This window comes from Pseudomonas sp. Tul2A7, assembly GCF_054790505.1.
The window spans coordinates 475,675-502,095 of record NZ_CP186499.1 but is presented as its reverse complement, the minus strand read 5'-3'; the positions used below and the strand labels follow the sequence as shown (position 1 = coordinate 502,095).

Annotated in this window: 25 protein-coding genes and 1 tRNA gene; 16 read left to right on the top strand and 10 right to left on the bottom strand. The window is 58.8% G+C overall.

Annotated features, from left to right (window positions below; translation table 11 throughout):
* From ACOYXJ_RS02365 to ACOYXJ_RS02355, 3 genes are read right to left on the bottom strand one after another with little or no spacing between them, the layout of a single operon-like run.
* Positions 1–459, bottom strand: a complete 459-nt coding sequence (locus ACOYXJ_RS02365) for a tripartite tricarboxylate transporter TctB family protein (RefSeq protein WP_007911434.1) — start codon at positions 457–459, stop codon at positions 1–3.
* 56 nt (positions 460–515) lie between these two features.
* Positions 516–1,493 carry a Bug family tripartite tricarboxylate transporter substrate binding protein gene (locus tag ACOYXJ_RS02360; RefSeq protein WP_095119118.1) on the bottom strand — a complete coding sequence of 326 codons (978 nt, stop codon included), beginning with the start codon at positions 1,491–1,493 and terminating at the stop codon, positions 516–518.
* Positions 1,494–1,546: 53 nt separating this feature from the next.
* Positions 1,547–2,839 carry an OprD family porin gene (locus ACOYXJ_RS02355; protein WP_460367686.1) on the bottom strand — a complete coding sequence of 431 codons (1,293 nt, stop codon included), beginning with the start codon at positions 2,837–2,839 and terminating at the stop codon, positions 1,547–1,549.
* Positions 2,840–3,075: 236 nt separating this feature from the next.
* Between ACOYXJ_RS02355 and ACOYXJ_RS02350 the strand changes: the two genes are divergently transcribed.
* Together ACOYXJ_RS02350 and ACOYXJ_RS02345 are read left to right on the top strand one after the other, a co-directional pair.
* Positions 3,076–3,747 carry a response regulator gene (locus tag ACOYXJ_RS02350; RefSeq protein ID WP_150692096.1) on the top strand — a complete coding sequence of 224 codons (672 nt, stop codon included), beginning with the start codon at positions 3,076–3,078 and terminating at the stop codon, positions 3,745–3,747.
* Positions 3,740–5,125, top strand: coding sequence for a sensor histidine kinase (locus ACOYXJ_RS02345; RefSeq protein ID WP_095119116.1), 1,386 nt, complete (start codon positions 3,740–3,742; stop codon positions 5,123–5,125). Before ACOYXJ_RS02350 ends, ACOYXJ_RS02345 begins: the two co-directional genes overlap by 8 nt.
* 107 nt (positions 5,126–5,232) lie before the next feature.
* Here ACOYXJ_RS02345 and ACOYXJ_RS02340 read toward each other — a convergent pair whose 3' ends face one another.
* Entirely contained in the window at positions 5,233–6,054 is an 822-nt protein-coding gene (locus tag ACOYXJ_RS02340) for an HDOD domain-containing protein (RefSeq protein WP_007911420.1), read from the bottom strand.
* A gap of 35 nt (positions 6,055–6,089) precedes the next feature.
* Positions 6,090–7,031, bottom strand: a complete 942-nt coding sequence (ygfZ, locus tag ACOYXJ_RS02335) for a CAF17-like 4Fe-4S cluster assembly/insertion protein YgfZ (protein WP_460367683.1) — start codon at positions 7,029–7,031, stop codon at positions 6,090–6,092.
* Positions 7,032–7,181: 150 nt separating this feature from the next.
* Here ygfZ and ACOYXJ_RS02330 point away from each other — a divergent pair, with 150 nt between their 5' ends.
* Both ACOYXJ_RS02330 and ACOYXJ_RS02325 read left to right on the top strand, forming a co-directional pair.
* A complete protein-coding gene (locus tag ACOYXJ_RS02330) occupies positions 7,182–7,436 on the top strand; it encodes an FAD assembly factor SdhE (RefSeq protein ID WP_007911418.1) in 255 nt (84 codons plus the stop codon).
* Positions 7,420–7,872 carry a protein YgfX gene (locus tag ACOYXJ_RS02325; protein WP_150730346.1) on the top strand — a complete coding sequence of 151 codons (453 nt, stop codon included), beginning with the start codon at positions 7,420–7,422 and terminating at the stop codon, positions 7,870–7,872. The genes ACOYXJ_RS02330 and ACOYXJ_RS02325 overlap by 17 nt, the downstream gene beginning before the upstream one ends.
* Here the strand turns inward: ACOYXJ_RS02325 and nadB are convergent.
* The gene (gene nadB, locus ACOYXJ_RS02320) at positions 7,841–9,457 is read right to left on the bottom strand and encodes an L-aspartate oxidase (protein ID WP_460367680.1); all 1,617 of its coding nucleotides are present in this window, start codon (positions 9,455–9,457) and stop codon (positions 7,841–7,843) included. The two genes, ACOYXJ_RS02325 and nadB, sit on opposite strands and share 32 nt — an antisense overlap.
* Before the next feature lie 557 nt (positions 9,458–10,014).
* Between nadB and rpoE the strand changes: the two genes are divergently transcribed.
* The 4 genes from rpoE (at position 10,015) to ACOYXJ_RS02300 (ending at position 13,832) form a co-directional block, all read left to right on the top strand.
* Positions 10,015–10,596 carry an RNA polymerase sigma factor RpoE gene (gene rpoE, locus ACOYXJ_RS02315; protein WP_003172477.1) on the top strand — a complete coding sequence of 194 codons (582 nt, stop codon included), beginning with the start codon at positions 10,015–10,017 and terminating at the stop codon, positions 10,594–10,596.
* A gap of 30 nt (positions 10,597–10,626) precedes the next feature.
* A complete protein-coding gene (locus tag ACOYXJ_RS02310; protein WP_007911408.1) occupies positions 10,627–11,214 on the top strand; it encodes a sigma-E factor negative regulatory protein in 588 nt (195 codons plus the stop codon).
* Between the two features lie 8 nt (positions 11,215–11,222).
* Entirely contained in the window at positions 11,223–12,188 is a 966-nt protein-coding gene (locus ACOYXJ_RS02305; RefSeq protein ID WP_150795537.1) for a MucB/RseB C-terminal domain-containing protein, read from the top strand.
* A gap of 210 nt (positions 12,189–12,398) precedes the next feature.
* Complete coding sequence (locus ACOYXJ_RS02300; RefSeq protein ID WP_102900260.1) at positions 12,399–13,832, top strand: DegQ family serine endoprotease; 1,434 nt, start codon at positions 12,399–12,401, stop codon at positions 13,830–13,832.
* 81 nt (positions 13,833–13,913) lie between these two features.
* Here the strand turns inward: ACOYXJ_RS02300 and ACOYXJ_RS02295 are convergent, their stop codons facing one another.
* On the bottom strand, positions 13,914–15,347 hold the full coding sequence (locus ACOYXJ_RS02295; protein WP_102900261.1) for a M48 family metalloprotease: 1,434 nt from the start codon (positions 15,345–15,347) through the stop codon (positions 13,914–13,916).
* Positions 15,348–15,445: 98 nt separating this feature from the next.
* Here ACOYXJ_RS02295 and ACOYXJ_RS02290 point away from each other — a divergent pair, with 98 nt between their 5' ends.
* Positions 15,446–15,685, top strand: a complete 240-nt coding sequence (locus tag ACOYXJ_RS02290; RefSeq protein ID WP_007911399.1) for a sulfurtransferase TusA family protein — start codon at positions 15,446–15,448, stop codon at positions 15,683–15,685.
* Positions 15,686–15,717: 32 nt separating this feature from the next.
* A complete protein-coding gene (locus ACOYXJ_RS02285) occupies positions 15,718–16,788 on the top strand; it encodes an AI-2E family transporter (protein WP_095119108.1) in 1,071 nt (356 codons plus the stop codon).
* A gap of 137 nt (positions 16,789–16,925) precedes the next feature.
* On the opposite strand, the gene ACOYXJ_RS02280 is transcribed toward ACOYXJ_RS02285, so the two are convergent.
* Positions 16,926–17,399 carry a peroxiredoxin gene (locus ACOYXJ_RS02280; RefSeq protein ID WP_095119107.1) on the bottom strand — a complete coding sequence of 158 codons (474 nt, stop codon included), beginning with the start codon at positions 17,397–17,399 and terminating at the stop codon, positions 16,926–16,928.
* 10 nt (positions 17,400–17,409) lie between these two features.
* A complete protein-coding gene (locus ACOYXJ_RS02275; RefSeq protein ID WP_038358363.1) occupies positions 17,410–17,970 on the bottom strand; it encodes a glycine cleavage system transcriptional repressor in 561 nt (186 codons plus the stop codon).
* A 328-nt stretch (positions 17,971–18,298) separates the two neighbouring features.
* Between ACOYXJ_RS02275 and dapA the strand changes: the two genes are divergently transcribed.
* The 6 genes from dapA (at position 18,299) to ACOYXJ_RS02245 (ending at position 25,876) form a co-directional block, all read left to right on the top strand.
* Positions 18,299–19,177 (top strand): 4-hydroxy-tetrahydrodipicolinate synthase, encoded by an 879-nt coding sequence (gene dapA / locus ACOYXJ_RS02270; protein WP_007911392.1) that lies wholly within the window; start codon positions 18,299–18,301, stop codon positions 19,175–19,177.
* A 17-nt stretch (positions 19,178–19,194) separates the two neighbouring features.
* A complete protein-coding gene (gene bamC, locus ACOYXJ_RS02265) occupies positions 19,195–20,310 on the top strand; it encodes an outer membrane protein assembly factor BamC (protein WP_095119105.1) in 1,116 nt (371 codons plus the stop codon).
* Positions 20,311–20,316: 6 nt separating this feature from the next.
* Positions 20,317–21,078, top strand: a complete 762-nt coding sequence (locus ACOYXJ_RS02260; protein WP_007911390.1) for an MBL fold metallo-hydrolase — start codon at positions 20,317–20,319, stop codon at positions 21,076–21,078.
* A 28-nt stretch (positions 21,079–21,106) separates the two neighbouring features.
* Entirely contained in the window at positions 21,107–21,820 is a 714-nt protein-coding gene (gene purC, locus ACOYXJ_RS02255) for a phosphoribosylaminoimidazolesuccinocarboxamide synthase (protein ID WP_007911389.1), read from the top strand.
* Between the two features lie 83 nt (positions 21,821–21,903).
* Positions 21,904–21,993 (top strand) — tRNA-Ser (locus tag ACOYXJ_RS02250).
* 382 nt (positions 21,994–22,375) lie between these two features.
* Complete coding sequence (locus ACOYXJ_RS02245; protein ID WP_460367674.1) at positions 22,376–25,876, top strand: glycosyltransferase; 3,501 nt, start codon at positions 22,376–22,378, stop codon at positions 25,874–25,876.
* Between the two features lie 117 nt (positions 25,877–25,993).
* Here the strand turns inward: ACOYXJ_RS02245 and ACOYXJ_RS02240 are convergent, their stop codons facing one another.
* Positions 25,994–26,185, bottom strand: a complete 192-nt coding sequence (locus ACOYXJ_RS02240; protein WP_095119102.1) for a YegP family protein — start codon at positions 26,183–26,185, stop codon at positions 25,994–25,996.
* Between the last annotated feature and the right edge of the window lie 236 nt (positions 26,186–26,421).

Sequence of the window (26,421 nt, the reverse complement as noted above, 5' to 3'; positions counted from 1 at the left end):
TCAGTTCTCCAGCACGTCGAGCAGGCCAAGGGGCAGCGGAACGTCCATCACACGGTCGAACAGCAGGTACAGACCGATGGCCATCAGCGTGGTCACCACGATGCTCGGCATCCAGCGACCGCCATACAGGCGCGCCATCGGAATGCCGATGAGGATGCTGCTGAGGATGAAACCCAGCGGTTCGAACAGACCGGCGAACACCAACAACAGTGCGACGCAAATGGCGATCTTGGTCAGGGTTTCGCGATCCAGTGGCGGCTCGTCTTCACTGTGTTTGATCGGCGCCGGACGGAACACCATGTACAGCAGCGCCGCGCCCATCAGGCCGAGCATCAGCAGGGGGAAGGCGCGCGGGCCCACCGGTTCGTAGGAAAAGGCCGCTTGGTACGGCCACGCCATCAATGCCAGGCCGGCGCAAACCAGCAACAGCACGGAGGCGAAAATGCGTTGAATAAGCATGGGAGCTCCTGTGCCGCGTCCCCGCAACCGGGAACGCAGCCGCTAGACAGAGGCGATCACTGGATCAGGCCGAACTCTTTGGCCAGCACTTTGTAGTCCGCGACTTGCTTCTTCACGTAGGTGTCGAGTTCCGGGCCGGTCATGGCGAACGGGAACAGTTCACGCTGGTCGCGCAGCGTGGCGAACTCATCGGAGGCCAGCAATTTGTCGAACGAGTCTTTCCACCAGGCGTAGTCTTCGTCGCTGACTTTTGGCCCGAGGTAGAAGCCGCGCACCACCGGCCAGACGATGTCGTAGCCTTGCTCGCGAGCAGTCGGAATGTCTTTCATTTCCGGCTCGTCGAGACGCTTGTCGGCAAACACCGCGAGCAAGCGCATGTCGCCACTCTGGATGTGCGGCATGGAGTCGGAAATGTCGGTACTGCCGACCTGAATGTGGCCGCCGAGCAGGGCCGTGGCGATTTCGCCGCCACCTTCAAGCGCCACGTAACGCAGGTCGCGCGGGTTGATCCCGGCAGCCTTGGCGATCAGTGCGGTTTGCATCCAGTCCTGGCTGCCAACGGTGCCGCCGGAACCGATCACCACCGAGCTTGGATCTTTCTTCAGTGCCTGAACGAGATCGTCGAGGGTCTTGTAGGGCGAATCGCTTTTCACCGCGATAGCGCCGTAGCTGGTACCGACGGCTGCGAGCCAGCGCACGTTGGTCTCATCGAAGCGACCGAACTTGCCTTGGGCCAGGTTCAACAGCGAACCGCTCGACCACGCCACCAGCGTGCCGGCATCCGCCGGACGTTGCGCGACCACGGCGTTGTAGGCCACCGCGCCGACACCGCCGGGCATGTAGGTCACACGCATCGGTTTGCTCAGCAGTTTCTGGTTGACCAGTGCGCTCTGCACCAGTTTGCAGGTCAGGTCGAAACCACCGCCGGGGGAGGCCGGGGCGATACATTCCGGACGTTTCGGTTCGGCCATCAGTTGACCGGCAAACAGGATGCAACTGGCGGCCAGTGCAACTTTACGCAGTGACAGGTTCATTCGATTCTCCAAGGGCATTGTTGTTATTCGACGTGTTTTTCACTTACGGGCATTTACCAAAGTGCAACGCTGTAGCTCACCAGCAAACGCACTTCGTCTGCATCGCGAGCCGAGTAGTTGGAGCGGTAAGTGGCATTACGCAAACGCACGGCGACATCCTTCAAGGCGCCGCTTTGTACTACATATTTGATCTCGGTGTTGCGCTCCCACTCTTTGCCTTCTTCACCGCTCTTGAGCTTGATGTTGTCACCGCTCAGGTAGCGGCTCATGAAGCTCAGGCCAGGGATGCCGAGTTTGGCGAAGTCGAAGTCGTAGCGAGCCTGCCAGGAGCGCTCTTCGGCGCCGGCGAAATCGTTGATCTGGACGAAGTTGACCAGATACGGGTCGCTGCCATCGACGTAAGGGAAAGCGCTGTCGCCAGACATGTGCTGATAACCGGCGCTGAACTTGTGACCGCTCAGCGCGTAGCTGACCAGACCGTTGAGCGAGCGGTTGTCGATCTCGCCGCCACGGGCTGCGCCTTGGTCATCACTGACGGCAAAACGCAGGTCGGTGGCAAAAGTACCTGGACCCATCGGACGCGAGGCGACCAGACCGAAGAAGTGCTGGTTGTAGACTTCGTCGAGTTGGGCGAAGTGGTAACTGCCGGTGATCTTGTCGGTGAACTTGTAGTCCACGCCGCCAAAATCGAAATGCTTGCCGGCAGCGGTGCCAGCAAAACGGCTGTTCTTGTTATTGAGGGCGATGTCCTCGAAATCGGTGCTGTCGCGATCCTTGGCTTTCTCCAAACGGCCGCCGGTGAAGGTCAGGTTCTTGATCTCTTTGGAGGTCAGCAAGCCACCTTCAAAGGTCTGCGGCAGGATGCGCCCGTCGTTCGGTTTGAGAATTGGCAGTTCAGGAATCAGGCTGCCGATTTTAAGTTCGGTGGCAGAGATTTTTACTTTGCCGGTCAGACCGACCTTGGAGTACTCATCTGCCGCGCGTCCGTCATCGTGGGTCGGCAGCAGGCCGGTGCCGGTGCGGTCCGGGCTTGAATCGAGTTTGACGCCGAGCATGCCTAAAGCATCGACACCGAATCCCACGGTGCCGTCGGTGTAACCCGATTGCAGATTGAGCATGAAACCCTGGGCCCATTCGTCACGCTTGGATTGCTGGGCGCTGGTGCCATCGCGAAAGTCGCGGTTGAAATACATGTTGCGGGTTTCGAAGGTGGCGCTGCTGTCTTCAATGAAGTCGGCAAAACTCAACGGCGAAAAACCGGCAAGGGCGGCGGCACTGACGAGGGCGGTGTGGCTGAAACGGGAAGGGCGAACAGGCGTGGACGCCTGAGGCTGCATGGACGGCATGCGGGTGTACTCCGTTTATTGTTCTTATTGGTCGAAAACGCTTCGAGGCGTTTTTCGTTGCGCTGTGTGGCATCAGCGACGGCAGTCGGAACTGTCCGTGGGCCGACTGTAACCAGCTAACCTTTCGCTAACCTTTCAGCAGACTTTCAAGGTTTTCGGGCTTCACAGCGGCGGTTGCGGCTGTAAACTCCGCGGCAAAGCGTGGCGTTGGCCATCCCTGAACGAGGTAAAAATCCATGCGTGTCCTGCTCGTCGAAGACCATCTGCAACTGGCCGAAAGTGTCGCTCAGGCGCTCAAAAGCACCGGTCTGACCGTGGATGTGTTGCACGATGGCGTGGCCGCCGATCTGGCGCTGGGCAGTGAGGAATACGCCGTGGCGATCCTCGATGTCGGCCTACCGCGCATGGACGGTTTCGAGGTGCTCGCGCGTTTGCGCGCTCGCGGCAAGAATCTGCCGGTGCTGATGCTCACCGCGCGCAGCGATGTGAAGGATCGGGTCCATGGCCTCAATCTGGGTGCCGACGATTACCTCGCCAAACCGTTCGAACTGACTGAACTGGAAGCTCGGGTGAAAGCTCTGCTGCGGCGCAGTGTGCTCGGCGGCGAACGCCAGCAGCGTTGTGGCGTACTGGCCTATGACCTCGACACCCGGCGCTTCACCCTCGGCGAAGATTTGCTGACCCTGACGTCGCGAGAACAAGCGGTGCTGGAAGCACTGATCGCCCGGCCGGGGCGGGTGATGAGCAAGGAACAATTGGCGTCCCAAGTGTTCGGTCTCGACGAAGAAGCCAGCCCCGACGCGATCGAAATCTACGTGCATCGCTTACGCAAGAAACTCGACGGCCAACCGGTGGCGATCGTGACCTTCCGCGGCCTCGGTTACCTGCTGGAAAGCCGCGATGCATAAGCCCAGCAGCCTGCGCTGGCGCTTGCTGTGGAACCTCGCATTGCTGCTGGTGGTGCTGATGCTCGCCAGTGGCTTGAGCGCTTACTGGAACGGTCGCGAAGCCGCCGACACCGCGTACGACCGTACGTTGCTGGCCTCGGCGCGGACCATCGCGGCGGGTCTTTCGCAACGTGACGGCACACTGAGCGCCGATGTGCCTTACGTCGCACTCGATACCTTCGCTTATGACAGCGCGGGGCGGATTTACTATCAGGTCAATGACATCCATCAGAAGCTGATTTCCGGCTACGAAAACCTTCCCGGGCCACCGCCGGGTACGCCGCGCACGGACAGCTATCCCGCGTTGGCGCGCTTCTACAACGCCACCTACAAAGGGCAAAACGTGCGCGTGGTCAGTCTGCTCAAGGCTGTGACCGAACCGAACATGAACGGCATGGCGGAAATTCGCGTCGCCGAAACCGATGAAGCACGGGTGAGCATGGCGCGCAGTCTGGCGGCGGATACGTTGCTGCGTTTGGGTATGTTGGCGATCGGCGCGTTGTTGCTGGTGTGGTTTGCGGTCAGTGCCGCATTGCGCCCGCTGGAGCGGTTGCGCACGGCGGTGGAAGAGCGTCAGCCCGATGACTTGCGGCCGCTGCCCTTGGTTGAAGTGCAGCATGAACTGTGGCCGTTGGTCCGTGGACTCAATCATTTCACCGAGCGCTTGCGCGGGCAGTTCGAACGGCAGGCGCAGTTCATTGCCGATGCGGCCCATGAGTTGCGTACGCCTTTGGCAGCGCTGAAGGCGCGGCTTGAGTTGGGCCTGCGTTCGAACGAGCCCGAGACGTGGCGCACGACATTGGAGTCCTCTGCGCAAAGCACTGATCGCCTGACCCATCTGGCCAATCAGTTGCTGTCGCTGGCGCGCGTCGAAAACGGTGCCCGGGCGATTGCCGAGGGCGGCGCACAGTTGCTCGATCTGAGCCAGTTGGCGCGAGAATTGGGCATGGCCATGGCGCCGTTGGCGCACAAGCGCGGGGTGGCGCTGGCGCTGGAGGCGGATGAGCCAGTGTGGTTGCGCGGTGAACCGACGTTGCTCAACGAGTTGCTGAGCAATCTGGTGGACAACGCTTTGGCGCATACGCCACCGGGCGGTAACGTCATTTTGCGCGTGACCGCTCCGGCGGTGCTTGAGGTAGAAGATGATGGGCCGGGGATTCCGCTGGAAGAGCGCGATCGGGTGTTCGAGCGGTTCTACCGGCGTAATCAGCAGGTGGCAGGTTCAGGGTTGGGGCTGGCGATTGTTGGCGAGATCTGCCGGGCGCATTTGGCCCAGATCACTTTGCATGATGGCGAGCAGGCGGGGTTGAAGGTGCGGGTCAGTTTTATCGCCGGGTGACTTGCAGTGTTTTTGTTGGCCTCATCGCGAGCAGGCTCACTCCTACACTGGAACGCGTTCTCCTGTAGGAGTGAGCCTGCTCGCGATGGCCACAATAAGGTCTCGGATCAGTAAAACATCGTCCGCGACTCTTCCAGATCCGCGCACAGTTCCTTGTTCTCCTGGTCGATCCCAAGCTTCCTGAACGCCGGAACGGTCATTGGATCAATCCGCGCAAACGGATGATCCGTGTCCTTGTGGCAATACAGGCTCGCCACCTGCACCAGATCGACGTAATCGATGGCCGTCGAATCGCGCTTGAAGTCCTGATAGCGCCCCGGCAATTCCACCAGTCGCTCCGGGAACTCCCAGACGCGCAACAACTTGTCGCCCAGCAACGGATGAATGTGATCGATCACATGGTTGAGGCTGACCGGATCCGACAGCAGCTCATAGTGATCTTCGGCGTAGGTCAGAATCGGCAACACGCCGATCTGGTGTACCAGGCCGCCGAGGGCTGCCTGATCGGGTTTGAGCTGAGTGTAGCGGCGACACAGCGCATAACTGACCCCGGCAATTTCCAGGCTCTTGCGCCAGACTTCGCGCATCTTCTGCTCGACCACTTCGGAGCGGGCGTGGAAGATCTGCTCCATCACCAGACCGATCGCCAGGTTGCTGCTGTAGTTGATGCCCAGCCGGGTGATGGCTGTGTGCAGGTCGGTGACTTCCTGTGCGGCGCGCAGCAGCGGGCTGTTGACCACTTTGATCAGGCGCGCCGACAGCGCCGTGTCCCGGCCGATCACTTTGCTCAGGTCGCTGACGCTGATTTCCGGGTCTTCAGCGGCCTTGCGAATCTGCAGGGCCACTTCCGGCAACGTGGGCAGAACCAGGTCATCGTTATCGATGGCCTCAACCAAATCCTGTTGGACTTTTTCCGCCAGTTCGCTCATTTAAACTCTCTAGGGTGTTGCAACAAATGCTGCGATCAGCGCTGGATTTCGCGGTCGCGATCCAGTTCGTAAGGCAGGTCGAGCAGATGCAGCGCGGGACCTTCGAGGGTGCCCAGATGCAAATCACCGGCTTCGGCAGCTTCGGCCTGCAGCACCGCCAGGAGTTCAATGTTTTGCCCGGCCTTGGCGGCCAGCACCACTTCGCCGATGGCGCTGTTGTGGCTCGGCGCAAACAGCTGTGTGCCAGGCTCTGGCAAATCAGCGGCGTCCAGGCTCAGGCGATACAAACGACGCTTGAGTTTGCCCAGGTACTGCATGCGCGCAACGATTTCCTGGCCGGTGTAGCAGCCTTTCTTGAAACTCACGCCGCCGACCGCTTGCAGGTTGAGCATTTGCGGAATGAACAGCTCGCGGGTGCTCGGCATGACCTGGCCGATACCGGCGCGGATCTGGCCCAGCAGCCACTGATTCAGCTCGGCTTCAGGCAGGGTGGCGGACAATTTGGCTTTGATCGCGTCAGCCTGATCGACCGGTGCCCAGAGTTCGGCGCGATCCGGCGAGACGCGAATCGCGATCAGGCTTTCATTACGCACGAGGCTGTCGGTTTCTGCCGGCAGGTCCAGACCGAGACTGGTCAAGGCGTTATCGCCATGCTCCAGGCCAAAACGTACCCAAGCGGTACTTTCGTCGGTCAGTTTTGATTTGGAGAACACCGCGTACTTTTTCAGATCCGCCAGTTGCGGCTCGAGCAGTTCGCTGGCCATCGCCAGGACCACGCCGTCACCTTCGAGCAGAATGCGGAAGCTCGACTGCATCCGGCCCTTCTGCGTGCAGCGGGCGCCGAGGCTGGCGCGGCTGTCGCTCAGGTAGTTGAGGTTGCAGGTCAACTGGCCTTGCAGGAATTTTCCGGCATCCGCGCCGCGAACCGCGAGAACGCCTTCATGAGACAGGGTGCAGAAAAAAGCAGAATCGGCCATGGGTCTTCGCAGGGTAAATAGACTGGGGCACATCATAAGGGCGCGTTGGTGAAATGGGTAGTTGATAAAGGATCGATGGTGCCCGACCAAAGCCGACTGTGCGACCCGTCTCGGGGCTGTATACTTGCCGGCAAATTTGAGGAGGGCTCCATGGTCGAACAAGTTGAACTGAATCGCCTGTTTTGGCACAGCCGTCGCGGCATGCTTGAGCTTGACGTGTTGCTGGTGCCGTTCGTGCAGGAGGTTTACGCGACGTTGAACCAGGTGGATCGCGATCTGTATGTGCGTTTGCTGACGTGCGAGGATCAGGACATGTTCGGCTGGTTCATGGAGCGCAGCGAGTCTGAAGATCCGGAACTGCAGCGCATGGTTCGCATGATCCTGGATCGTGTCCAGCCCAAGTAACACGTTCGAATGCCGCTGGCATGCCTCGCGGCAGTTGCTGGCGGCGTATCTGTTGGCCCAGGCGTTCGCACTGGGTGCTTTGTTTCTGCTGTCGATTCCACTCTGGGCCAGTCTGCTCGGGGCTTTCGCTTGCCTGCTTCACGGGATTTGGGTGCTACCTAGGCAGATTCTGCTGAATCACCGTCGAGCCTTTCGCGGTTTGCGCCGGGACGCCGATGGCTGGCAGTTGTGGAATCAGGCGGACGGCTGGCAGGCGGTACAGCTGCGCCCGGACAGTCTCGCGCTACCGCTGATTGTGGTGCTGAGGTTCAGATTGCGCGGCGAATGGCGGGTCAGATCGGTCTGCGTGCCACGGGACTCGCAAACGGCGGATATGCACCGACGTCTGCGAGTACGGCTCAAGTTCAGCCGGCGTAGGTGGGCGGCACCAGAATAGTGTCGAGCGCCTCGGGCAGCATGTCCGGGTAGTCGAGGGTGTAATGCAGGCCGCGACTTTCCTTGCGCTCCATGGCTGAGCAGATCATCAGTTCGGCGACTTGCGCCAGGTTGCGCAACTCGATCAGATCGCGGCTGACTTTATAGTTGCTGTAGAACTCGTCGATCTCATCCAGCAGCAGGCGCACGCGGTGTTGCGCCCGTTGCAGGCGCTTGTTGGTGCGCACGATGCCGACGTAGTCCCACATGAATCGCCGCAGTTCATCCCAGTTGTGCGCGATGATCACGTCCTCGTCGGAGTCGGTGACCTGGCTGGCGTCCCAGGCGGGCAGGGCGCTTGGCGCGGCGACATCGTCCAGTTGCGCGAGGATGTCGGCTGCTGCCGAACGGGCATAGACAAAGCATTCCAGCAACGAGTTGCTGGCCATGCGGTTGGCGCCGTGCAGGCCGGTGAAGCTGGTTTCGCCAATCGCGTACAAGCCCGGCACGTCGGTGCGACCTTGTTGATCGACCATCACGCCACCGCAGGTGTAGTGCGCGGCGGGTACGACCGGGATGGGCTGTTTGGTGATGTCGATGCCGAATCCCAGGCAGCGCTCATAAACAGTCGGGAAGTGATTTTTGATGAACGTTTCGGGTTTGTGGCTGATGTCGAGATAGACGCAGTCGACACCCAGACGCTTCATTTCATGGTCGATGGCCCGGGCGACGATGTCGCGTGGTGCCAGTTCGGCGCGCTTGTCGAAGCGATACATGAAGCGTTCGCCATTGGGCAGCTTCAAATGCGCGCCTTCGCCGCGCAGGGCTTCGGTAATCAGAAAACTCTTGGCCAGCGGGTGATACAGGCAGGTCGGGTGGAACTGGTTGAATTCCAGGTTTGCCACCCGGCAGCCCGAGCGCCAGGCCATGGCGATGCCGTCACCGCAGGCGCCGTCGGGGTTGCTGGTATAGAGGTAGACCTTGGCGGCACCTCCGGAGGCCAGAATCACGAAACGTGCCCCGTAGGTGTCGACTTCGCCGGTTTTGCGGTTGAGTACGTAGGCGCCGAGGCAGCGCTCGCCTTCCATGCCTAAACGGCGTTCGGTAATCAGATCAACGGCAACCCGCTGCTCCAGCAATTCGATGTTCGAACGCTCTTTGGCTTGGGCCAGCAAGGTTTTGAAGATTGCCGCACCCGTTGCATCGGCCGCATGGATGATGCGCCGGTGGCTGTGACCGCCTTCACGGGTCAAATGGAATTCGAACCCGCCGTCTTCAGTGACTGACTGATCGTCGCGGGTGAAGGGTACGCCTTGGTCGATCAGCCACTGTATGGCTTCACGGCTGTGCTCCACGGTGAAACGCACGGCGTCTTCATGGCACAGCCCGCCACCGGCGTTCAGGGTGTCCTCTACATGGGATTCGACAGTATCAGTGTCATCGAGCACGGCGGCGACGCCACCCTGGGCCCAAAAAGTAGAGCCGTTGGCCAGATCGCCTTTGCTCAATACCGCAATGCGCAAATGACCGGGCAGGGTCAGCGCGAGACTCAAACCGGCAGCACCGCTGCCAATGACCAGAACATCGTGTTGGAATTGTTGGCTCATTACAGGATTCCGCTCAAAGCGACCCGGGTCGGGGGTGGAGCAAGACAGCTGGATCGGCGAGTCAAGACAGCCACACAGCCCACTAGTATATAGAGGGGGGGGACGGCACAATAGCCGCGCCTATATGGCATTGTGAAACTACTGTGACGGGAAAAACGGGTGCTTCGTCGGAAGTTTTTTTCCCATGTTGGGGGAAAAGGCGACTGTATCGGCGCTGAAACAGACTTTTTCTGCACAGGGTTGCCCAATGTCGGGTGGCGACGGCTATAAATAATTGGAACTTTTGCCAAAGGCCCAAGATCAATAGTCGGTGCCAGAGATAAGGGACAGTGTCGGCTTCAGTGCGGAATCTGTGGTTGGATTCCTGCCGGCGAAACCGATGACAAGATTATTCGCGCAGCCGGTTTATCCCGAGCTGCGTTTTTCGTGCGTGCCAAATCAGAGCCCGCAGGAAACTTGCCTGGAGGGGGAGAACTTTTGCGAAAAGCCCGAGTCTATGTTTGCAAGTCTGGTCGTTTAGTTATGCAAGTCTCCTTCGGGCTTATCGAGGAGTGTTCATGCTAACCCAGGAAGAGGATCAGCAGCTGGTCGAGCGCGTTCAACGCGGCGACAAGCGAGCTTTCGATCTGTTGGTGCTGAAGTATCAGCACAAGATTCTCGGGTTGATCGTGCGTTTTGTGCACGACACCCATGAAGCCCAGGACGTGGCTCAGGAAGCCTTTATCAAGGCATATCGAGCACTTGGAAACTTTCGCGGCGACAGTGCGTTTTATACGTGGCTGTACCGTATTGCCATCAACACGGCAAAGAATTACCTGGTTTCACGCGGCCGCCGGCCGCCGGATAGCGATGTAAGTTCCGAGGATGCAGAGTTCTATGATGGCGATCACGGCCTCAAGGATCTCGAGTCACCAGAACGTGCACTGCTGCGGGATGAGATCGAAGGCACCGTCCATCGAACCATCCAGCAACTGCCAGAGGATTTGCGTACGGCTTTAACTTTACGTGAATTCGATGGTCTGAGTTACGAGGACATTGCGAGCGTCATGCAATGTCCGGTGGGTACCGTGCGCTCCCGGATTTTCCGCGCTCGGGAGGCCATCGATAAAGCCCTGCAGCCGTTGTTGCAGGAAAACTGAGACAGCGGCGACAGCCAAGAGAGGAACGCCATGAGTCGTGAAGCCCTGCAGGAATCGCTGTCCGCAGTGATGGATAACGAAGCGGACGAACTGGAATTGCGTCGGGTGCTCAATGCACTGGACGACGTAGAAACCCGTGAGACCTGGGCTCGTTACCAGATCGCTCGGGCAGCCATGCACAAGGATTTGCTGCTGCCACGTCTGGATATCGCTGCGGCAGTGTCTGCTGCACTGGAAGACGAAACGGCTCCGGCCAAAGTATCTCGCAGCCCATGGCGCAACCTCGGCCGTCTGGCTGTTGCAGCCTCGGTAACTGTTGCCGTGCTGGCCGGTGTTCGCCTGTACAACCAGGACGAAATCGCTGGTGTCGAACTGGCTCAGCAATCCAATCAGCCAACCCTGGCGACCCCACAGGTCAAGGGTCCGGCTGTTCTGGCAGGCTATAGTGAGAGTTCGGAAGCCACTGGCCCAATGGCCAATGGCGTATTGCAAGGTCAACCAGGCTGGCATGATCAGCGTCTGCCAGGTTACCTGCGACAGCACGCTCAACAGGCTGCACTGAAAGGCACTGAAAGCGCACTGCCATACGCACGTGCAGCAAGTCTGGAAAACCGATAAGGAGGATCATGCGCGCCATACCTCTACTTTCGCTTCTGCTCAGTGGCTGGTTCGTTGTTCCAGCCCATGCTGATGAGGCCCAGGACTGGTTGACCCGTCTGGGCCGGGCCGAGCAGCAGCAAAGCTTTCACGGCACATTCGTTTACGAGCGTAACGGTAGCTTTTCTACCCATAACATCTGGCATCGCGTCCAGAATGGCCAGGTTCGCGAGCGTTTACTCCAGCTCGACGGTTCGGCGCAGGAAGTCGTGCGCATTGATGGACACACTCAATGCGTCAGCGGCACCCTGATTGCCGGTCTGGGGGATTCTCCCAACTCAGCCGCTCGTCCTCTCGATCCGCAAAAGCTGAAAAACTGGTATGACCTTGCCGTCATTGGCAAATCGCGCGTGGCCGGGCGAGACGCGGTGATCGTATCGCTGACGCCTCGCGATCAGCATCGTTACGGTTTTGAGTTGCATCTGGACAGGAAAACGGGTTTGCCGCTGAAGTCGTTACTGCTGAACGACAAGGGGCAACTGCTCGAACGTTTCCAGTTCACCAGTCTTGATACTGATGAAGTCCCTTCGGACAAAGACTTGCAGGCCGACGCCGACTGTAAAGCGATTACGCTCGACAGCGACAAGGCTTCGGCCGTCAAGACCGCTCAGGTCTGGCACTCTGAATGGCTGCCGCCGGGATTTGAATTGACCAGCAGCACCTCGCACAAAGATCCGGAAACCAAGACCCAGGTCAACAGCTTGCTGTATGACGATGGTCTGGCGCGTTTCTCGGTGTTCCTTGAGCCGTTGAACGGTGCAACAGTGACCGATACCCGGACTCAACTTGGCCCGACTGTCGCCGTTTCTCGTCGCCTGACTACCCCCGAGGGCGAAATGATGGTCACGGTGGTTGGCGAGATTCCGATTGGCACCGCCGAACGAATTGCTCTGTCGATGCGTAATACCGATGGCGCTGCGACCAGCAAGCAGTGAGCTGATTTCAGTCATTACCACCTCTTCGTCGAGACGTAGATGAAATGTTTGCTGAGCATTTTCATTTGCAAATACCCCGAAAATTTTTTATAGGTCAGAGCCTCACGGCTCGGGCCTTGTTTGTTGTTCCTGGAACAAAAATGCCGGTCGGTGGTTTCCGGTGTTCCTTGCTCCATATCGCTTAACCCTGCTCGTCGTAACGGGAGCTGTATGTCGATACCAAGTTTGAAATCTTATCTCTCCATTTTCGCCACCGTGCTGTTGCTCGGTCAGGCGGTGCCTGCTGCGCAAGCGGCCGATCTGCCTGACTTCACCCAATTGGTCGAACAAGCTTCGCCAGCCGTGGTGAACATCAGTACCACGCAGAAGCTGCCGGATCGAAAAGTGAACCAGCAGATGCCTGACCTCGAAGGTCTGCCGCCGATGCTGCGCGAGTTCTTCGAGCGTGGCATGCCGCCTCAGCAGCGTTCGCCGGGCGGCGGTGGTCGTCAGCGTGAAGCGCAGTCGCTGGGCTCGGGCTTCATCATCTCTTCCGATGGCTACATCCTCACCAACAATCACGTGATTGCCGATGCCGACGAAATCCTCGTCCGCCTCGCCGACCGCAGTGAAATGAAAGCCAAGCTGATCGGCACCGACCCGCGGTCCGACGTGGCGCTGCTGAAAATCGAAGGCAAGGATCTGCCGGTGCTTAAGCTCGGCAAGTCCCAGGACCTGAAAGCCGGTCAGTGGGTCGTGGCAATCGGTTCGCCATTCGGTTTTGACCATACCGTGACTCAGGGCATTGTCAGTGCTGTCGGCCGCAGTCTGCCAAATGAAAATTACGTGCCGTTCATCCAGACTGACGTGCCGATCAACCCGGGCAACTCTGGTGGTCCGCTGTTTAACCTGAACGGTGAAGTGGTTGGCATCAACTCGCAGATCTACACCCGCTCCGGCGGCTTCATGGGTGTGTCTTTTGCGATTCCTATCGATGTCGCGATGGATGTTTCCAATCAACTGAAGAGCGGTGGCAAAGTCAGCCGAGGCTGGCTGGGTGTAGTCATCCAGGAAGTGAACAAGGATCTGGCCGAGTCGTTCGGCCTGGATAAGCCGGCCGGCGCGCTGGTTGCACAGATTCAGGATGACGGCCCGGCAGCGAAGGGCGGCCTGCAAGTCGGCGACGTGATCTTGAGCATGAACGGCCAACCGATCGTCATGTCTGCTGACCTGCCACATTTGGTCGGCGCACTGAAGGCTGGCGCGAAAGCCAATCTGGAAGTGATTCGTGAAGGCAAGCGCAAGAACGTCGAACTGACGGTTGGCGCGATCCCTGATGAAGACAAGGAGCTGGATGCGCTGCCGAAGTCCGGTGCTGAAACCAACAGCAACCGCCTCGGTGTATCGGTGGGCGAACTGACTGCCGAGCAAAAGAAAACCTACGACCTTAAAGGTGGTGTGGTGATCAAGGAAGTGCAGGACGGTCCTGCAGCGCTGATCGGTTTGCAACCAGGCGATGTCATTACTCACCTGAACAACCAGGCCATCGGCTCCAGCAAGGAATTCGCCGAAATCGCGAAAGCACTGCCGAAGAATCGTTCGGTGTCGATGCGCGTGCTGCGACAAGGTCGTGCGAGCTTCATCACCTTCAAACTGGCTGAATGATCAGGTTTGACAGGTAAATAAAAACCGCCTCGAAAGAGGCGGTTTTTTTATGCCTGAAGCTTTTGTCGTGGCGGGTAACGATCAGCCCATCATGTCCTTGATCATCCGCTCCTGCTCCATCAGCTCACGCTGGCGGGCATCGATGCGTGAGGACAGCGGGAAGTTGCTGCCAGCCTTGCGCTTGGCAAAATCGAGCTGCTGGATCGCCTGGCGGTAATCGCCAACCAGTGCGAAGTACTCGGCACGAGCCTGGTGCAGGCCGATGATGTTGCCCGACAAGCCACGGGTTTCGGCAACCTGATACCAGACGTCCGGATCATCCGGGCGTGACTTGAGTAGACCTTCGAGTGCCTTCTCGGCATCGGCAGCGCGATTCTGTTTCAGCAGCAGATCAACGCGCACCTGATTGAGCGGATAGTTGCCCGGATACTGCGTAAGCATCCGGTCTACCCGCGACTGTGCGTCAGGCAGGCGATTGTTGGTGATGTCCAGATCGACTTGAGCGAGGTTGTAGATGATCTCGTTGGGTGACTTGGCCAAAAGCTGTTTGAGGTTCTCCCGCGCTTCATTCAATTGGCCGCCCTTGATCTGGGCGATGGCCAGCCCGTAACGAGCCACATCGTTCTGCGGGTTCTCGTCCAACTGCGCACGGAAGCGCTTGCCGCCCAGCCCCGGAGTTTCTTCGTAGATCAATTGCACGCGCGCGCGGATCAACTGATAGCGCTTGGAGTCTTCAATGCCGCCCGGTTTGGCCTGTTCGGCACGGTTGCGGGTGTCGGCGATACGCGATTCGGTCACCGGGTGAGTCAGCAGGAATTCCGGTGGCTTGGCGTCGAAACGATATTGACGCATCAAGCGTTCGAACATGGTCGGCATCGAACGCGGGTCGTACCCGGCTTTTTCCAGATTGAGAATGCCGATGCGGTCAGCTTCCTGTTCGTTCTGCCGGGAGAAAGTGCGTTGCGATTGGATTGCCGCCGCTTGAGTGCCGGCAATGGTCGCGATCCCGGCGTCACCGCCGCCGGCTGCCGCAATGACAATCCCGGCCAGCAGCGCGGCCATCATCGGCACCTGCATCCGCTGCGAGGCCTCGACGCCACGAGCAAAGTGGCGTTGCGACAAGTGAGCCAGTTCGTGCGCCAGTACCGAGGCGTATTCGCCTTCGGTCTGCGCATTGAGAAACAGCCCCCCGTTGACCCCGACCACACCCCCCGGCGCCGCGAAGGCGTTCAGTTGCGGGCTGTTGATCAGGATGAATTCGAGGCGCCGGTCAGTGACCTGGCTGGTCTCTACCAGCTTATAGACGCTGGATTCGACGTAGTCCTTGAGCTGTGGGTCGTTGAGTTGTGAAACCTGGCTGCGCAACATGGCCAGCCAGGCACGACCGAGCTGATATTCCTGTTGCGGCGAGACAATGGCAGAACTGGCGTCACCGAGTGACGGCAGATCGTCGGCAAAGCCTGGTGAGGCGAGCAGGCAAGCGAGCGTCAGCAGGGTAGGGCGCAGAAAAGTCATGCACAAAGCCTTAGAAGACAAAGACCTTACTGTAGCCGGACACCGGAGCTGCGACCAGATATTCTAGGCAGCTCGACGACCCGAACCGGAGTGACGCAATGACTGACGCTGTAGCCCATGACGTGGAACTGGACGCCAGTGGCCTGAATTGTCCGTTGCCGTTGCTCAAGGCAAAAATGGAACTCAACAAACTCCAAAGTGGCGCCGTCCTCAAGGTGATCGCCACGGATGCTGGCTCGCAGCGCGACTTTCGCACCTTCGCCAAATTGGCCGGTCATACGCTGCTGCGCGAAGAAGACGAAGCAGGCGTTTACCGTTACTGGTTGAAAAAGGCCTGAAACCGACAGCGTAAAAGACCTAAGGATTATTGATGTTCAAAGTGTTACGCGACTGGATTCAGCGCTACTTCTCCGATGAAGAAGCCGTGGTGCTGGCGGTGCTGCTGTTTCTCGCCTTCACCGCGGTTCTCACCCTTGGCGGCATGCTCGCGCCTGTGCTGGCGGGGATGGTGCTGGCGTATCTGATGCAGGGCCTGGTGGTCACGCTGGAACGCCTGCGCGTGCCGGGTGGTGTGGCGGTGGGGCTGGTGTTCGCTCTGTTCATGGGCGTGTTGATGCTGTTTATCGTCGTGGTGCTGCCGCTGCTTTGGCATCAGTTGATTACTCTGTTCAATGAGCTGCCGGGCATGCTTGCCAAGTGGCAATCGCTGCTGCTGTTGCTGCCGGAGCGTTATCCGCATCTGGTTTCCGATGAACAAGTCTTGCAAGCCATCGAAGCGGCACGTGGCGAGATTGGCAAGTTCGGCCAGTGGGCGCTGACATTCTCGCTGTCGAGTCTGCCGCTGCTGGTTAACATCATGATCTATCTGGTGCTGGTGCCGATTCTGGTGTTTTTCTTCCTTAAAGATCGGGCAATGATCGGCGAGTGGGTGCGAGGCTACTTGCCACGCGAGCGCGCGCTGATCACCCGGGTCGCGCAGGAGATGAACCGGCAGATCGCCAATTACATTCGCGGCAAGGTCATCGAGATCGTGATTTGCGGCGGCGTGACCTATATCGCTTTCGTCGCGCTCGGTCTCAACTACGCGGCACTGCTGGCGTTGCTGGTCGGTGTGTCGGTGGTGGTGCCGTATGTCGGCGCTGTGGTCGTGACCGTGCCGGTGCTGTTGATCGCATTATTCCAGTGGGGCTGGAGTGATCAGTTCATCTATCTGATGGCGGTCTACGGAATCATCCAGACCCTGGATGGCAACGTGCTGGTGCCGTTGCTGTTCTCGGAGGCGGTCAACCTGCACCCGGTGGCAATTATCTGCGCGGTGCTGTTGTTTGGCGGATTGTGGGGATTCTGGGGCGTGTTCTTTGCGATCCCGCTGGCGACGCTGTTCAAGGCTGTGCTGGATGCCTGGCCGCGCAAGGAGCCGGTAGTGGCGCCACTGCTGTAGCGGTTGATCCAGATTTTGCAGGAAGGCTATTCGCGAGCAGGCTCGCTCCCACATTTGATCGATTCGCCCATGCGAACACGGTTTAATGTGGGAGCGAGCCTGCTCGCGAAAGCGTCAGTAAAAATGACGCAAAACCATCAGGCCTTGTTCAAATCCTGAGCAGCGGCCAGAACGGCATCCACGTGCCCCGGCACTTTCACACCGCGCCATTCCTGACGCAGAACACCGTCCTTATCAATCAGGAACGTGCTGCGATCAACGCCCAGGTATTCCTTGCCGTACAGCTTCTTCAACTTGATCACGTCGAACAACTGGCAAACGGCCTCGTCCTTGTCGCTGATCAACTCAAAGGGAAATTCCTGCTTGCACTTGAAGTTCTCGTGGGACTTCAGGCTGTCGCGAGAGATACCGAAAATCTCCGTGTTGGCAGCCTTGAACGCGGCGTACTGGTCACGAAAGCCCTGGCCTTCGGTGGTGCAACCCGGGGTGCTGTCCTTCGGGTAAAAGTAGATCACCACTTGTTTGCCCTTCAGGGCGGACAGGCTGACGGTCTGCCCGCTGGTGGCAGGTGCTTCGAAATCGGCAACCGGTTGGTCGATGACAACGGCCATGAAAGCTTCCTTACATTGGGTTCTGTGGGCGCCAAGGCTCGATCAGTGCATCCAGGTTCATCGCGTCGGAGAAGTCGAGGAACTGGTCGCGCAGCCAGCTGATCTGGGTGCCGGCCGGCAGCGTCACGGTGAACGTGGCGTTGAGCATGGTGCCGCCGGTTTGCGGTGCCTGATACGTATCGCAGGTCAGGTTTTCCAGCTCGACGTTGTGATCCATGAAGAACTGGCACAGCTCATTGATGATGTCCGGACGATACGCCGAGCTGACATAGGCCACGTACGGCAGCGCCTGCGGACGATTTTCCAGCGGCGCGCTGCGCACCACGTTAGCCGTGAAGGCATGTTTCTTGGCCAGGCCCGGGAGGCTGCCCTCCAGGCGGGCGAGGGCGTCCCAACTGCCGGAGATCTCGAGGATCAGCGCACTGCACTCGCCGTGGCGAGTCAGTCGGGAGGTGACCACGGCGCAGCGATTTTCATGGCTGGCGCGGCACAGGACGTTAGTCAGCTCCATGGGGTTGGCGCCGAGGGCACTGATGACAAGGAATTGTTCGCGAACTGTGGGGGTGGACATGCAGCATTCCTAAAGCGATGAGCGGTCGGTAGGTTTACGCGCGTTGGCTGCCGGGCAGTGCCTGTTCTGGCGGTCCGTACAAAGAGGCCCGGCAAGCTCGCGGCTCGCTCCACTATAGCGGGAGCGCGCCGATGCGACGCAGGAACGGGGTCTGGGAGGCCGAAAAGGGAGGCTGGAACCCGGCGTACAAGCTGATCAGTACCGATCAAAGTCTGAAGGGTAGCGAAAAGCGGCGCCAAGGGGAATGGCGGCAGCGCAGTACTTCGCTTGTGCAAGCATCTTGGCGCCAGTACCATTACCGCTCTCTTTTTCCGGCAGGAGCGGTTTCATGATTGCGGGCAGTATGGTGGCACTGGTCACTCCCATGGATGCACAAGGGCGTCTTGACTGGGACAGCCTCAGCAAACTCGTGGACTTCCATCTCAAGAACGGCACCCATGCCATTGTCGCGGTCGGCACTACCGGCGAGTCGGCAACTCTTGATGTAGAAGAGCACATCGCCGTCATCAAGGCCGTGGTCAAACAGGTTGCCGGGCGCATTCCGGTCATCGCCGGCACTGGCGCCAACTCGACCCGCGAAGCCGTCGAGCTGACCCGCAACGCCAAGGAAGCCGGCGCCGATGCCTGCCTGCTGGTTGTTCCGTACTACAACAAGCCGACTCAGGAAGGCTTGTATCAGCACTTCAAACACATTGCTGAATCGGTCGACATTCCACAGATTCTCTACAACGTTCCGGGCCGCACGTCGTGCGACATGCAGGCCGAAACCGTGATCCGCCTGTCCACCGTGCCGAACATCATCGGTATCAAGGAAGCCACTGGCGACCTGAAACGTGCCAAAGCGATCATCGATGGTGTGAGCAAGGACTTCATCGTGCTGTCCGGCGATGATCCGACCGCAGTCGAACTGATCCTGCTGGGTGGCAAAGGCAACATCTCCGTGACTGCCAACGTTGCGCCACGCGAAATGGCTGATCTGTGCGAGGCCGCGCTCAAGGGCGACGCCGACACCGCACGGGCGATCAACGAAAAACTGATGCCGCTGCACAAAGACCTGTTCATCGAAGCCAACCCGATTCCGGTGAAGTGGGCTCTGGTTGAAATGGGCCTGATGCACGAAGGCATCCGCCTGCCACTGACCTGGCTGAGCACACCTTGTCATGAAACGCTGCGCTCGGCCCTGCGCCAGTGCAGCGTCCTGGTTTAATTGAGGAAGTACAACGCATGAAGCGAATGGCCGGACTTTCCGCACTTGCCTTGATTATCTCCAGCACCAGTGGCTGCGGATGGGTCTGGGGCCCGGAAGGTTATTTCCGTGACCGTGGTAGCGATTACCTGGAAGCGCAACAGACTGCACCGATGCAACTGCCACCGGATGTCAGCACCTCCAAGCGTCTGGATCCGCTGCTGCCGATCCCGCGCAACGTCGCTGATGACACCGCCAAGGGCGAATACATTGTGCCGCGTCCTCAGCCGCTGTCAGCCGTTGCCGATGCCAGCGATTACTCGCTGCAGAAGAGCGGTGATTCGCGTTGGGTCGTGGCCCAGCACCCACCGGCCGAAGTCTGGCCAGTGGCTGTGCAGTTCTTCCAGGACAACGGCTTCCGTCTGGATGAACAGCGCCCGCAAACCGGCGAATTCACCACCACCTGGCAGCATTCCGATGAACTGTCCGCCGCCATGGCCAAGCGTCTGAGCGCAGCCGGTATCGCCAGCGATAGCGAAACCCGCGTGCGTGTGCGTATCGAGCCGGGCGTGCAGCGCAACACCAGTGAAATCTACGTGGTCAGCGCCGAGCGTCCTGCCGGTAGCACTGCCGATGTGGCCTTCACCAATCGTTCGGTCAATACTGGCCTGGATGCTGCCCTGGTCGACGACATGCTCGCAAGCATGAGCCGTATCTCCGAAAAGGGTGGTTCGGTGTCGATGCTGGCTTCGCGTGATTTCGATACGCCGAGCCGTGTCAGCCTCAGCGAAGACGGCAGCGGCAACCCGGTGTTGAACGTCGGTACCGATCTGGACCGTGCCTGGTCGAGCGTTGGCCGTGCACTGGAACAAGGCGAATGGCGCGTTGAAGACATCAACCGCAGCCTTGGCCTGTACTACATCAACCTGGCCGAAAAAGCCGAGAAGAAAGACGACAAGCCTGGTTTCTTCAGCAGCCTGTTCGGCAGTGCGCCGACCAAGGAAGAAGTTGAATCCCGTGCCGAGCGTTATCAGGTTCGCCTGAGCAAGGTTGGCGAGAACATCCAGGTGACCGTCGAGAAAAACATCAACACCGTCGCGCCAGCTGAAGTGGCACGCAAAGTGTTGAGCGTGATTCAGGACAACCTGGGCTGATCAATCATGCGTTTTGCCGTTCTCGGCAGCGGTAGCCAAGGGAACGGCACGCTGATCGCCAGTGCTGATACGTATGTGCTGGTAGATTGTGGTTTTTCCCTGCGGGAAACCGAAAAACGCCTGTTGCGTCTGGGTGTGAACCCGGCGCAACTGAGCGCGATACTCGTAACCCACGAACATGCCGACCACGTGCATGGCGTGGGTTTGCTGTCTCGGCGCTACAATCTACCGGTCTACCTCAGTCGCGGCACATTGCGCGGGATGCGCAAACCGATTGAACCCGCAGGCTTCCTCGCTGGCGGCGAGCAACTGCAGATCGGTGCACTGAACATCGGGGTCATTGCCGTGGCTCATGATGCGCAGGAACCGACCCAGTATGTCTTCAGTGATCACGAGCAGCGGCGCTTCGGCCTGCTGACCGATCTGGGTTCCTACTGCGAGCGGGTGCTGGACGGTTATCGGGATCTCGATGCGTTGATGATCGAGTCCAACCATTGTCGCGACATGCTGGCCCGTGGTCACTACCCGTACTTTCTAAAGCAGCGGGTGGGCGGCGAGCTGGGACATTTGAACAACCATCAGGCGGCATTCCTGGTGTCCGAGTTGGGTTGGCAGGGTTTGCAACACCTGGTCCTGGCCCATCTGAGCAGCAAGAACAACCTGCCGCAGCTGGCCCGGCAATGTTTTGTCGACACCCTCGGGTGCGACCCGGACTGGCTGCAACTGGCCGATCAAGATTCAGGGCTCGACTGGCGCCACATCGCCTAGCCCACCTACTTAGCAAGCGGAGCCCATCATGGAAAAACGTGAAGAACTCTACCGCGGCAAAGCCAAATCGGTTTACAAGACCGACGACGCTGACCGCTTGATCCTGCTGTTTCGCAACGACACCTCGGCGTTCGACGGCAAGCGCATCGAGCAGCTCGACCGCAAAGGCATGGTCAACAACAAGTTCAACGCCTTCATCATGCAGAAACTCGAAGCGGCCGGCGTACCGACCCAATTCGACAAACTGCTGGCCGACAACGAAGTGCTGGTCAAGAAGCTCGACATGATCCCGGTCGAGTGCGTCGTGCGTAACTACGCCGCTGGCAGCCTGGTCAAGCGTCTGGGCGTTGAAGAAGGCCTGAAGCTCAACCCGTACACCTTCGAACTGTTCCTGAAGGACGACGCCAAGGGCGACCCGTTCATCAACGAATCCCACGTCGTGGCATTCGGCTGGGGCACCGCCGAGCAACTGGTTCGCATGAAAGAACTGTCGCTCAAGGTCAACGAAGTGCTGACTAAGCTGTTCGACGACGCCGGCCTGCTGCTGGTCGACTTCAAGCTTGAATTCGGCGTGTTCAGCGACGGCTCCATCGTCCTCGGTGACGAGTTCAGCCCGGACGGCTGCCGTCTGTGGGACAAGGACACCAAGAAGAAGATGGACAAGGACCGCTTCCGTCAGGGCCTCGGTGACGTTATCGAAGCCTACGAAGAAGTCGCCAATCGTCTGGGCGTACCGCTTTAATCGACGCAAGCATCTGATAGCACGAAGAAATTTTCGAAAGAGGGTTTGCTTTCGGTAAAAGTGTTGTTATGATGCGCGCCGTTGGAGAGATGCCAGAGTGGCCGAATGGGACGGATTCGAAATCCGTTGTACCTTCACCGGTACCTAGGGTTCGAATCCCTATCTCTCCGCCATTACATAGAAAAAGCCCCGTAGATGAAAATCTACGGGGCTTTTTCGTTTCTGCGAATCCGGTATTCGTGGCGATAGCGGAGGCGCTGAAGCGGGTCTTGCGCGGTGAGGTCGTTGGGCGCGAGGCAATTTAAGTAAATACAGCCTCTGCCGACATTAGAGATACGACGCTCACAGGACTCGCCGGCCCATTTAAAGCAGCGTTCTCAGAGTAGAGGCTGTCATTATTGGCGAGCGATCAGCCGCCAGATCACACCTGTCATCGTTTATCCTCTGCCCAGCCATCAGGCCAGCGCTCTCACTAAAGTGGATACTTGCTCACCTCGCCGTGAAAGGCGCATCCAGCGAGTTCCAGCCTCGCTCCCTATTTGAATTGGTTTGAATATGATAATTCCACCATCAGCCCAAGGTGCTCACCGCGTATCTGAACTTCAGTCCGTCAAGTCAGCCAGCGGCGCCGTTTCCCAGGTCGAAGAGTGCGAAGTGCTGGTTGCGCAGTTGCCAGCATTCGAGGATGGCGAGCCGCCAGTCGGCGTGGTCATCCATGCGTTTTACCCCGAAGTGCTGAAAGATATTCTGCGCCGTTTGATTAAACTTTCTGAACGCCTGCATCTCTACGTGACCTGCGTAGCCGGGTGTGAAGATGAGATCTGTGCTCAGCTGACGGCCAGCACATTGAGTTTTTCGCTATACCGGGTGCCGAACCACGGCAGGGACGTTTTGCCGTTTCTGCGGGTGTTGCCATTCTTGCGTGCCGATAACATCCGCACCCTGGTCAAGCTGCACACCAAGCGTTCGCTGCACTTGGGCGGGGAGATCGATTGGGGTGTTGAACTATTCGATGATCTGCTGGGCCCGGTACGATTCAGTCGAGCGCTGGAACACCTTGCCGACCCGGTGCACGTTCCAATGCTGGGTCCTCAGCGATACCTGGTGCCAGTCACCCGATTCCTCAGCGAAAGCAACCGTGCGTTGCTTGTCACCTTGGCCGAGCGTGGCGGCATTGATCCGCAAGGCATCAATGAAGCGGATTATTTTGCCGGCACCATGTTCTTTGCGCGCATTGAAGTGTTTACGCCTCTGGAGCGGATTCAACTGACGGGCAGCGATTTCGAAGTTGAATGTGGCCAGCTCGACGGTACCCTGGCACACACGTTAGAGCGGTACTTCGGCGTTCTGGCGAATGTTGGCCGTCAGCAGCGCAATATCGACCTTTATCAGCGCTGGCTGGCGAGTCGGCAACTGGCTGCCGTCGAGGTCGAAGGTTTGCCCGCGCGACTGGCGAGCTGGCCGCGGCAACCGGATGTGTTGTTGGTGTTGACCGACACGACGGGTGATATCGGACTATTGCGTTCCAGCCTGGCAAGCATCGACCGCCAGCTTTATCGGGCGGCGGCCATCGTGGTGCTGTCCAATGCCGAACCTGTAGGCGTGACGCCAGCCGATAATCTGGTCTGGCTGCCGTTGGCCGAATCCTGGCCGAGCCAGCTCAATGAACTGTTGCAGGAGATCGACGTTGACTGGTGGTATCTGTTGCGCGGAGGAGACGAACTGGATCCCCATGCGCTGCTTTTGCTCGCCGAAGGCATCGCCCTCAATCCCGGTGTCAGCGCTTGCTACAGCGATGAAGATTCACTGACCGCTGAAGGCTGCCAGAGTCCGGTATTCAAGCCGGATTTGAATCTGGATATGTTGCGCAGTTATCCGTATGTCGGCCGCGCACTGGCTTTCAGTCGCGAGGCCGCGCTGTCTGCTGACGGCTTTGATCCCGCCTTCAGCGAACTGGCGCCCCATGATTTGCTTTTCCGGCTGATTGAAAATCACGGTCTGGGCACTGTCGGGCATCTCGCGGATGTGCTGGTGCACCAGGCCATCAATTTCCCCCAGTGGCTCGGTGAACCCCAAGTCATCGCGAACTCGGCTGCCATCGTCGGGGCGCACTTGCAGCGCCTGGGCGTGGCTCATGAGCTGCTGGCCGGACCTTTGCCAATGGCCAACCGTGTGGTCTACCAACATGCGGAACAACCGCTGGTCTCGATCCTGATTCCCACCAAGGACTGCCTGCCGATGCTGCTGCGCTGCATCGAAAGCATCATGGAGAAAACCAGCTATACGAATTACGAACTGATCATCGTCGACAACAACAGCGAAACCGACGAAGCCCGGGACTGGTTCAACGGTATGGCGCTGTTGAACAATCCCAAGGTGCGCATCCTGCGTTATCCGCATCCGTTCAACTATTCGGCGATCAATAATTTTGCCGTCAGCCATGCCCGCGGCGATTACCTGGTGCTGCTCAACAATGACACGGTGGTCATTGATGGCGACTGGCTTGGTGCGATGCTCCATCACGCCCAGCGGCCAGAAGTGGGGATAGTCGGCGCCAAGCTGTTATTCCTCGACGGGACTGTTCAGCATGCAGGCGTGGTACTCGGGTTGCGTGGCGTTGCAGACCACCCGTTTATCGGCGATTCAATGCAGTCCAACGGCTACCTTCACCGCTTGCATCTTGATCAAAACTACAGCGCGGTCACCGCCGCCTGCCTGATGATCAGCACCGAGTTGTACCAGCAAGTGGGTGGAATGGACGAGGTCGACCTGGCCGTTTCCTATAACGATGTGGATCTGTGCCTGAAAGTAGGCCAGGCCGGGCGGTTGATTGTCTGGACGCCTTATGCGCTGCTCGTTCACGAAGCCAGTGTGAGCCAGAACAACGTCGACACGACCAAGGAAGAAGCCAAGCGTAAAAGGTTCAAGGGTGAACAGTCGGTGATGTACCAGCGCTGGCTTGGGCAAATCGCCAACGATCCGGCCTACAACCGCAACCTGACCCTGGAGGGCAGCGGCTTCTCCTCCAAATACCGCACCGATACCGACTGGCACCCGTTTGTCAGTCGTGAGTTGCCTCACGTGCTGTGTCATCCCGTCGACTCTTTCGGCAGTGGGCACTACCGCGTGCGTCAGCCTTTCGCTGCCCTGAAAGCCGCGCAGCTGATCGGCGGAGCGGTGAGCGACGAGGGGCTGCAACCGACAGAACTGGAGCGTATTGCGCCGGACACGATTATTTTCCAGGGGCAGCACACAACGCCTCATCTGGAGTACATGCAGGACACCAAGGCATTCTCCAGGGCGTTCAAGGTTTACGAGCTGGATGACTATATTCTTGACGTGCCCGCTGGCAACCTGAACCACGAATTGCTTCCCAAAGACATCACCAAACGCTTGAAGAAAGCCGTAGGGCTGTGCGATCGGTTGGTGGTGTCGACCGAGCCGCTGGCCAATGCGCTAAAGGGTTTCAACGCCGACATCCGGGTGATGGAAAACCGTCTGCCGAGCCATTGGTGGAGCGACCTGACCAGCCAGCGCCAGCAAGGTCGCAAGCCTCGGGTCGGCTGGGCCGGCGGCTCGAGTCACAGCGCCGATCTGCAAGTCCTTGCCGAAGTGGTTCGTGCGCTGGAAGGAGAAGTTGAATGGGTATTCATGGGGATGTGCCCACCGGCACTGCGGCCTTATGTCCATGAGTTCCATAGGGGGGTGAGTATTGAAAAGTACCCGCAAAGACTGGCCGGCCTGAACCTGGACCTGGCTTTGGCACCTCTGAAAGACAACTTTTTCAACGCCTGCAAAAGCAATTTGCGCTTGTTGGAATATGGCGCCTGTGGTTTCCCCGTGATCTGCTCGGACATCCCTTGTTATCGTGGTGATTTCCCGGTGACGAGAGTCAGGAACCGTTCGCAAGACTGGATTGCCGCGATTCGCGAACATCTGGCTGAGCCCGATGCCAGCGCCAAGGCTGGAGACGCGCTGCGCAGCGTTGTACTCGATCACTGGATGCTCAAGGACGAACATTTGTTGGCGTGGCGAAACGCCTGGCTGGCGGACTGAACAAGAGGCCAGCGTTGCGCGCTGCTTCTTCAATGTCTTTCGATACCGGCCCGAAAAAAAGCCTCACAGCCTTGAAACTGTGGGGCTTTTTCATATCTGCAGGATCGTGCTGAGCGGTTAGATCTCCTTGATCGGAGTCTCCCCCTGCACAGCCTTGATCAACCCGATCACGTGCAAACAATCCGCCTTGTTCACATACGACTCGCCGCTGGCGATGGTCTCGTGGTTACCCGCCCGCAATCTCCAGCGCCATTGCCCTTTGCCGGTGCTCGGGGTGCCTCTGGATTGCCTGTAAATCTCGAAATACATTCGTTTCGCTCCATGCGATTCATTTGTGCGACAGCCTGTGTGGCGCATGGTCGCAAGCCTAGCGCAGACGGTTTTTTTGGCTATCGGACATTTGTTTCCAATCGTTCGCGGATGTTTCTGAAGGGCGCGGGCTAGAGCGCAGCAATAGGCCTGTGGATTGGCCAAAATGACGCCGTCTGCGCCTTGCAACACCGTCGACGCTGCTGCTTAATACGGGACGGCTCATGGCGTCGAAT

Excerpts from the sequence above, each read along its gene's own strand:
- ACOYXJ_RS02360 (WP_095119118.1), bottom strand. The coding sequence starts at position 1,493 with ATGAACCTGTCACTGCGTAAAGTTGCACTGGCCGCCAGTTGCATCCTG.
- ACOYXJ_RS02330 (WP_007911418.1), top strand. The coding sequence starts at position 7,182 with ATGGTCGAACAAGTTGAACTGAATCGCCTGTTTTGGCACAGCCGTCGC.
- ACOYXJ_RS02365 (WP_007911434.1), bottom strand. The coding sequence starts at position 459 with ATGCTTATTCAACGCATTTTCGCCTCCGTGCTGTTGCTGGTTTGCGCC.
- ACOYXJ_RS02295 (WP_102900261.1), bottom strand. The coding sequence starts at position 15,347 with ATGACTTTTCTGCGCCCTACCCTGCTGACGCTCGCTTGCCTGCTCGCC.
- ACOYXJ_RS02350 (WP_150692096.1), top strand. The coding sequence starts at position 3,076 with ATGCGTGTCCTGCTCGTCGAAGACCATCTGCAACTGGCCGAAAGTGTC.
- ACOYXJ_RS02345 (WP_095119116.1), top strand. The coding sequence starts at position 3,740 with ATGCATAAGCCCAGCAGCCTGCGCTGGCGCTTGCTGTGGAACCTCGCA.
- bamC (WP_095119105.1), top strand. The coding sequence starts at position 19,195 with ATGAAGCGAATGGCCGGACTTTCCGCACTTGCCTTGATTATCTCCAGC.
- ACOYXJ_RS02300 (WP_102900260.1), top strand. The coding sequence starts at position 12,399 with ATGTCGATACCAAGTTTGAAATCTTATCTCTCCATTTTCGCCACCGTG.
- ACOYXJ_RS02285 (WP_095119108.1), top strand. The coding sequence starts at position 15,718 with ATGTTCAAAGTGTTACGCGACTGGATTCAGCGCTACTTCTCCGATGAA.
- ACOYXJ_RS02275 (WP_038358363.1), bottom strand. The coding sequence starts at position 17,970 with ATGTCCACCCCCACAGTTCGCGAACAATTCCTTGTCATCAGTGCCCTC.
- ACOYXJ_RS02340 (WP_007911420.1), bottom strand. The coding sequence starts at position 6,054 with ATGAGCGAACTGGCGGAAAAAGTCCAACAGGATTTGGTTGAGGCCATC.
- ACOYXJ_RS02245 (WP_460367674.1), top strand. The coding sequence starts at position 22,376 with ATGATAATTCCACCATCAGCCCAAGGTGCTCACCGCGTATCTGAACTT.
- dapA (WP_007911392.1), top strand. The coding sequence starts at position 18,299 with ATGATTGCGGGCAGTATGGTGGCACTGGTCACTCCCATGGATGCACAA.
- ACOYXJ_RS02290 (WP_007911399.1), top strand. The coding sequence starts at position 15,446 with ATGACTGACGCTGTAGCCCATGACGTGGAACTGGACGCCAGTGGCCTG.
- ACOYXJ_RS02355 (WP_460367686.1), bottom strand. The coding sequence starts at position 2,839 with ATGCCGTCCATGCAGCCTCAGGCGTCCACGCCTGTTCGCCCTTCCCGT.
- nadB (WP_460367680.1), bottom strand. The coding sequence starts at position 9,457 with ATGAGCCAACAATTCCAACACGATGTTCTGGTCATTGGCAGCGGTGCT.
- ACOYXJ_RS02305 (WP_150795537.1), top strand. The coding sequence starts at position 11,223 with ATGCGCGCCATACCTCTACTTTCGCTTCTGCTCAGTGGCTGGTTCGTT.
- ACOYXJ_RS02260 (WP_007911390.1), top strand. The coding sequence starts at position 20,317 with ATGCGTTTTGCCGTTCTCGGCAGCGGTAGCCAAGGGAACGGCACGCTG.
- ACOYXJ_RS02280 (WP_095119107.1), bottom strand. The coding sequence starts at position 17,399 with ATGGCCGTTGTCATCGACCAACCGGTTGCCGATTTCGAAGCACCTGCC.
- rpoE (WP_003172477.1), top strand. The coding sequence starts at position 10,015 with ATGCTAACCCAGGAAGAGGATCAGCAGCTGGTCGAGCGCGTTCAACGC.
- ACOYXJ_RS02240 (WP_095119102.1), bottom strand. The coding sequence starts at position 26,185 with ATGTATTTCGAGATTTACAGGCAATCCAGAGGCACCCCGAGCACCGGC.
- ACOYXJ_RS02310 (WP_007911408.1), top strand. The coding sequence starts at position 10,627 with ATGAGTCGTGAAGCCCTGCAGGAATCGCTGTCCGCAGTGATGGATAAC.
- ygfZ (WP_460367683.1), bottom strand. The coding sequence starts at position 7,031 with ATGGCCGATTCTGCTTTTTTCTGCACCCTGTCTCATGAAGGCGTTCTC.
- purC (WP_007911389.1), top strand. The coding sequence starts at position 21,107 with ATGGAAAAACGTGAAGAACTCTACCGCGGCAAAGCCAAATCGGTTTAC.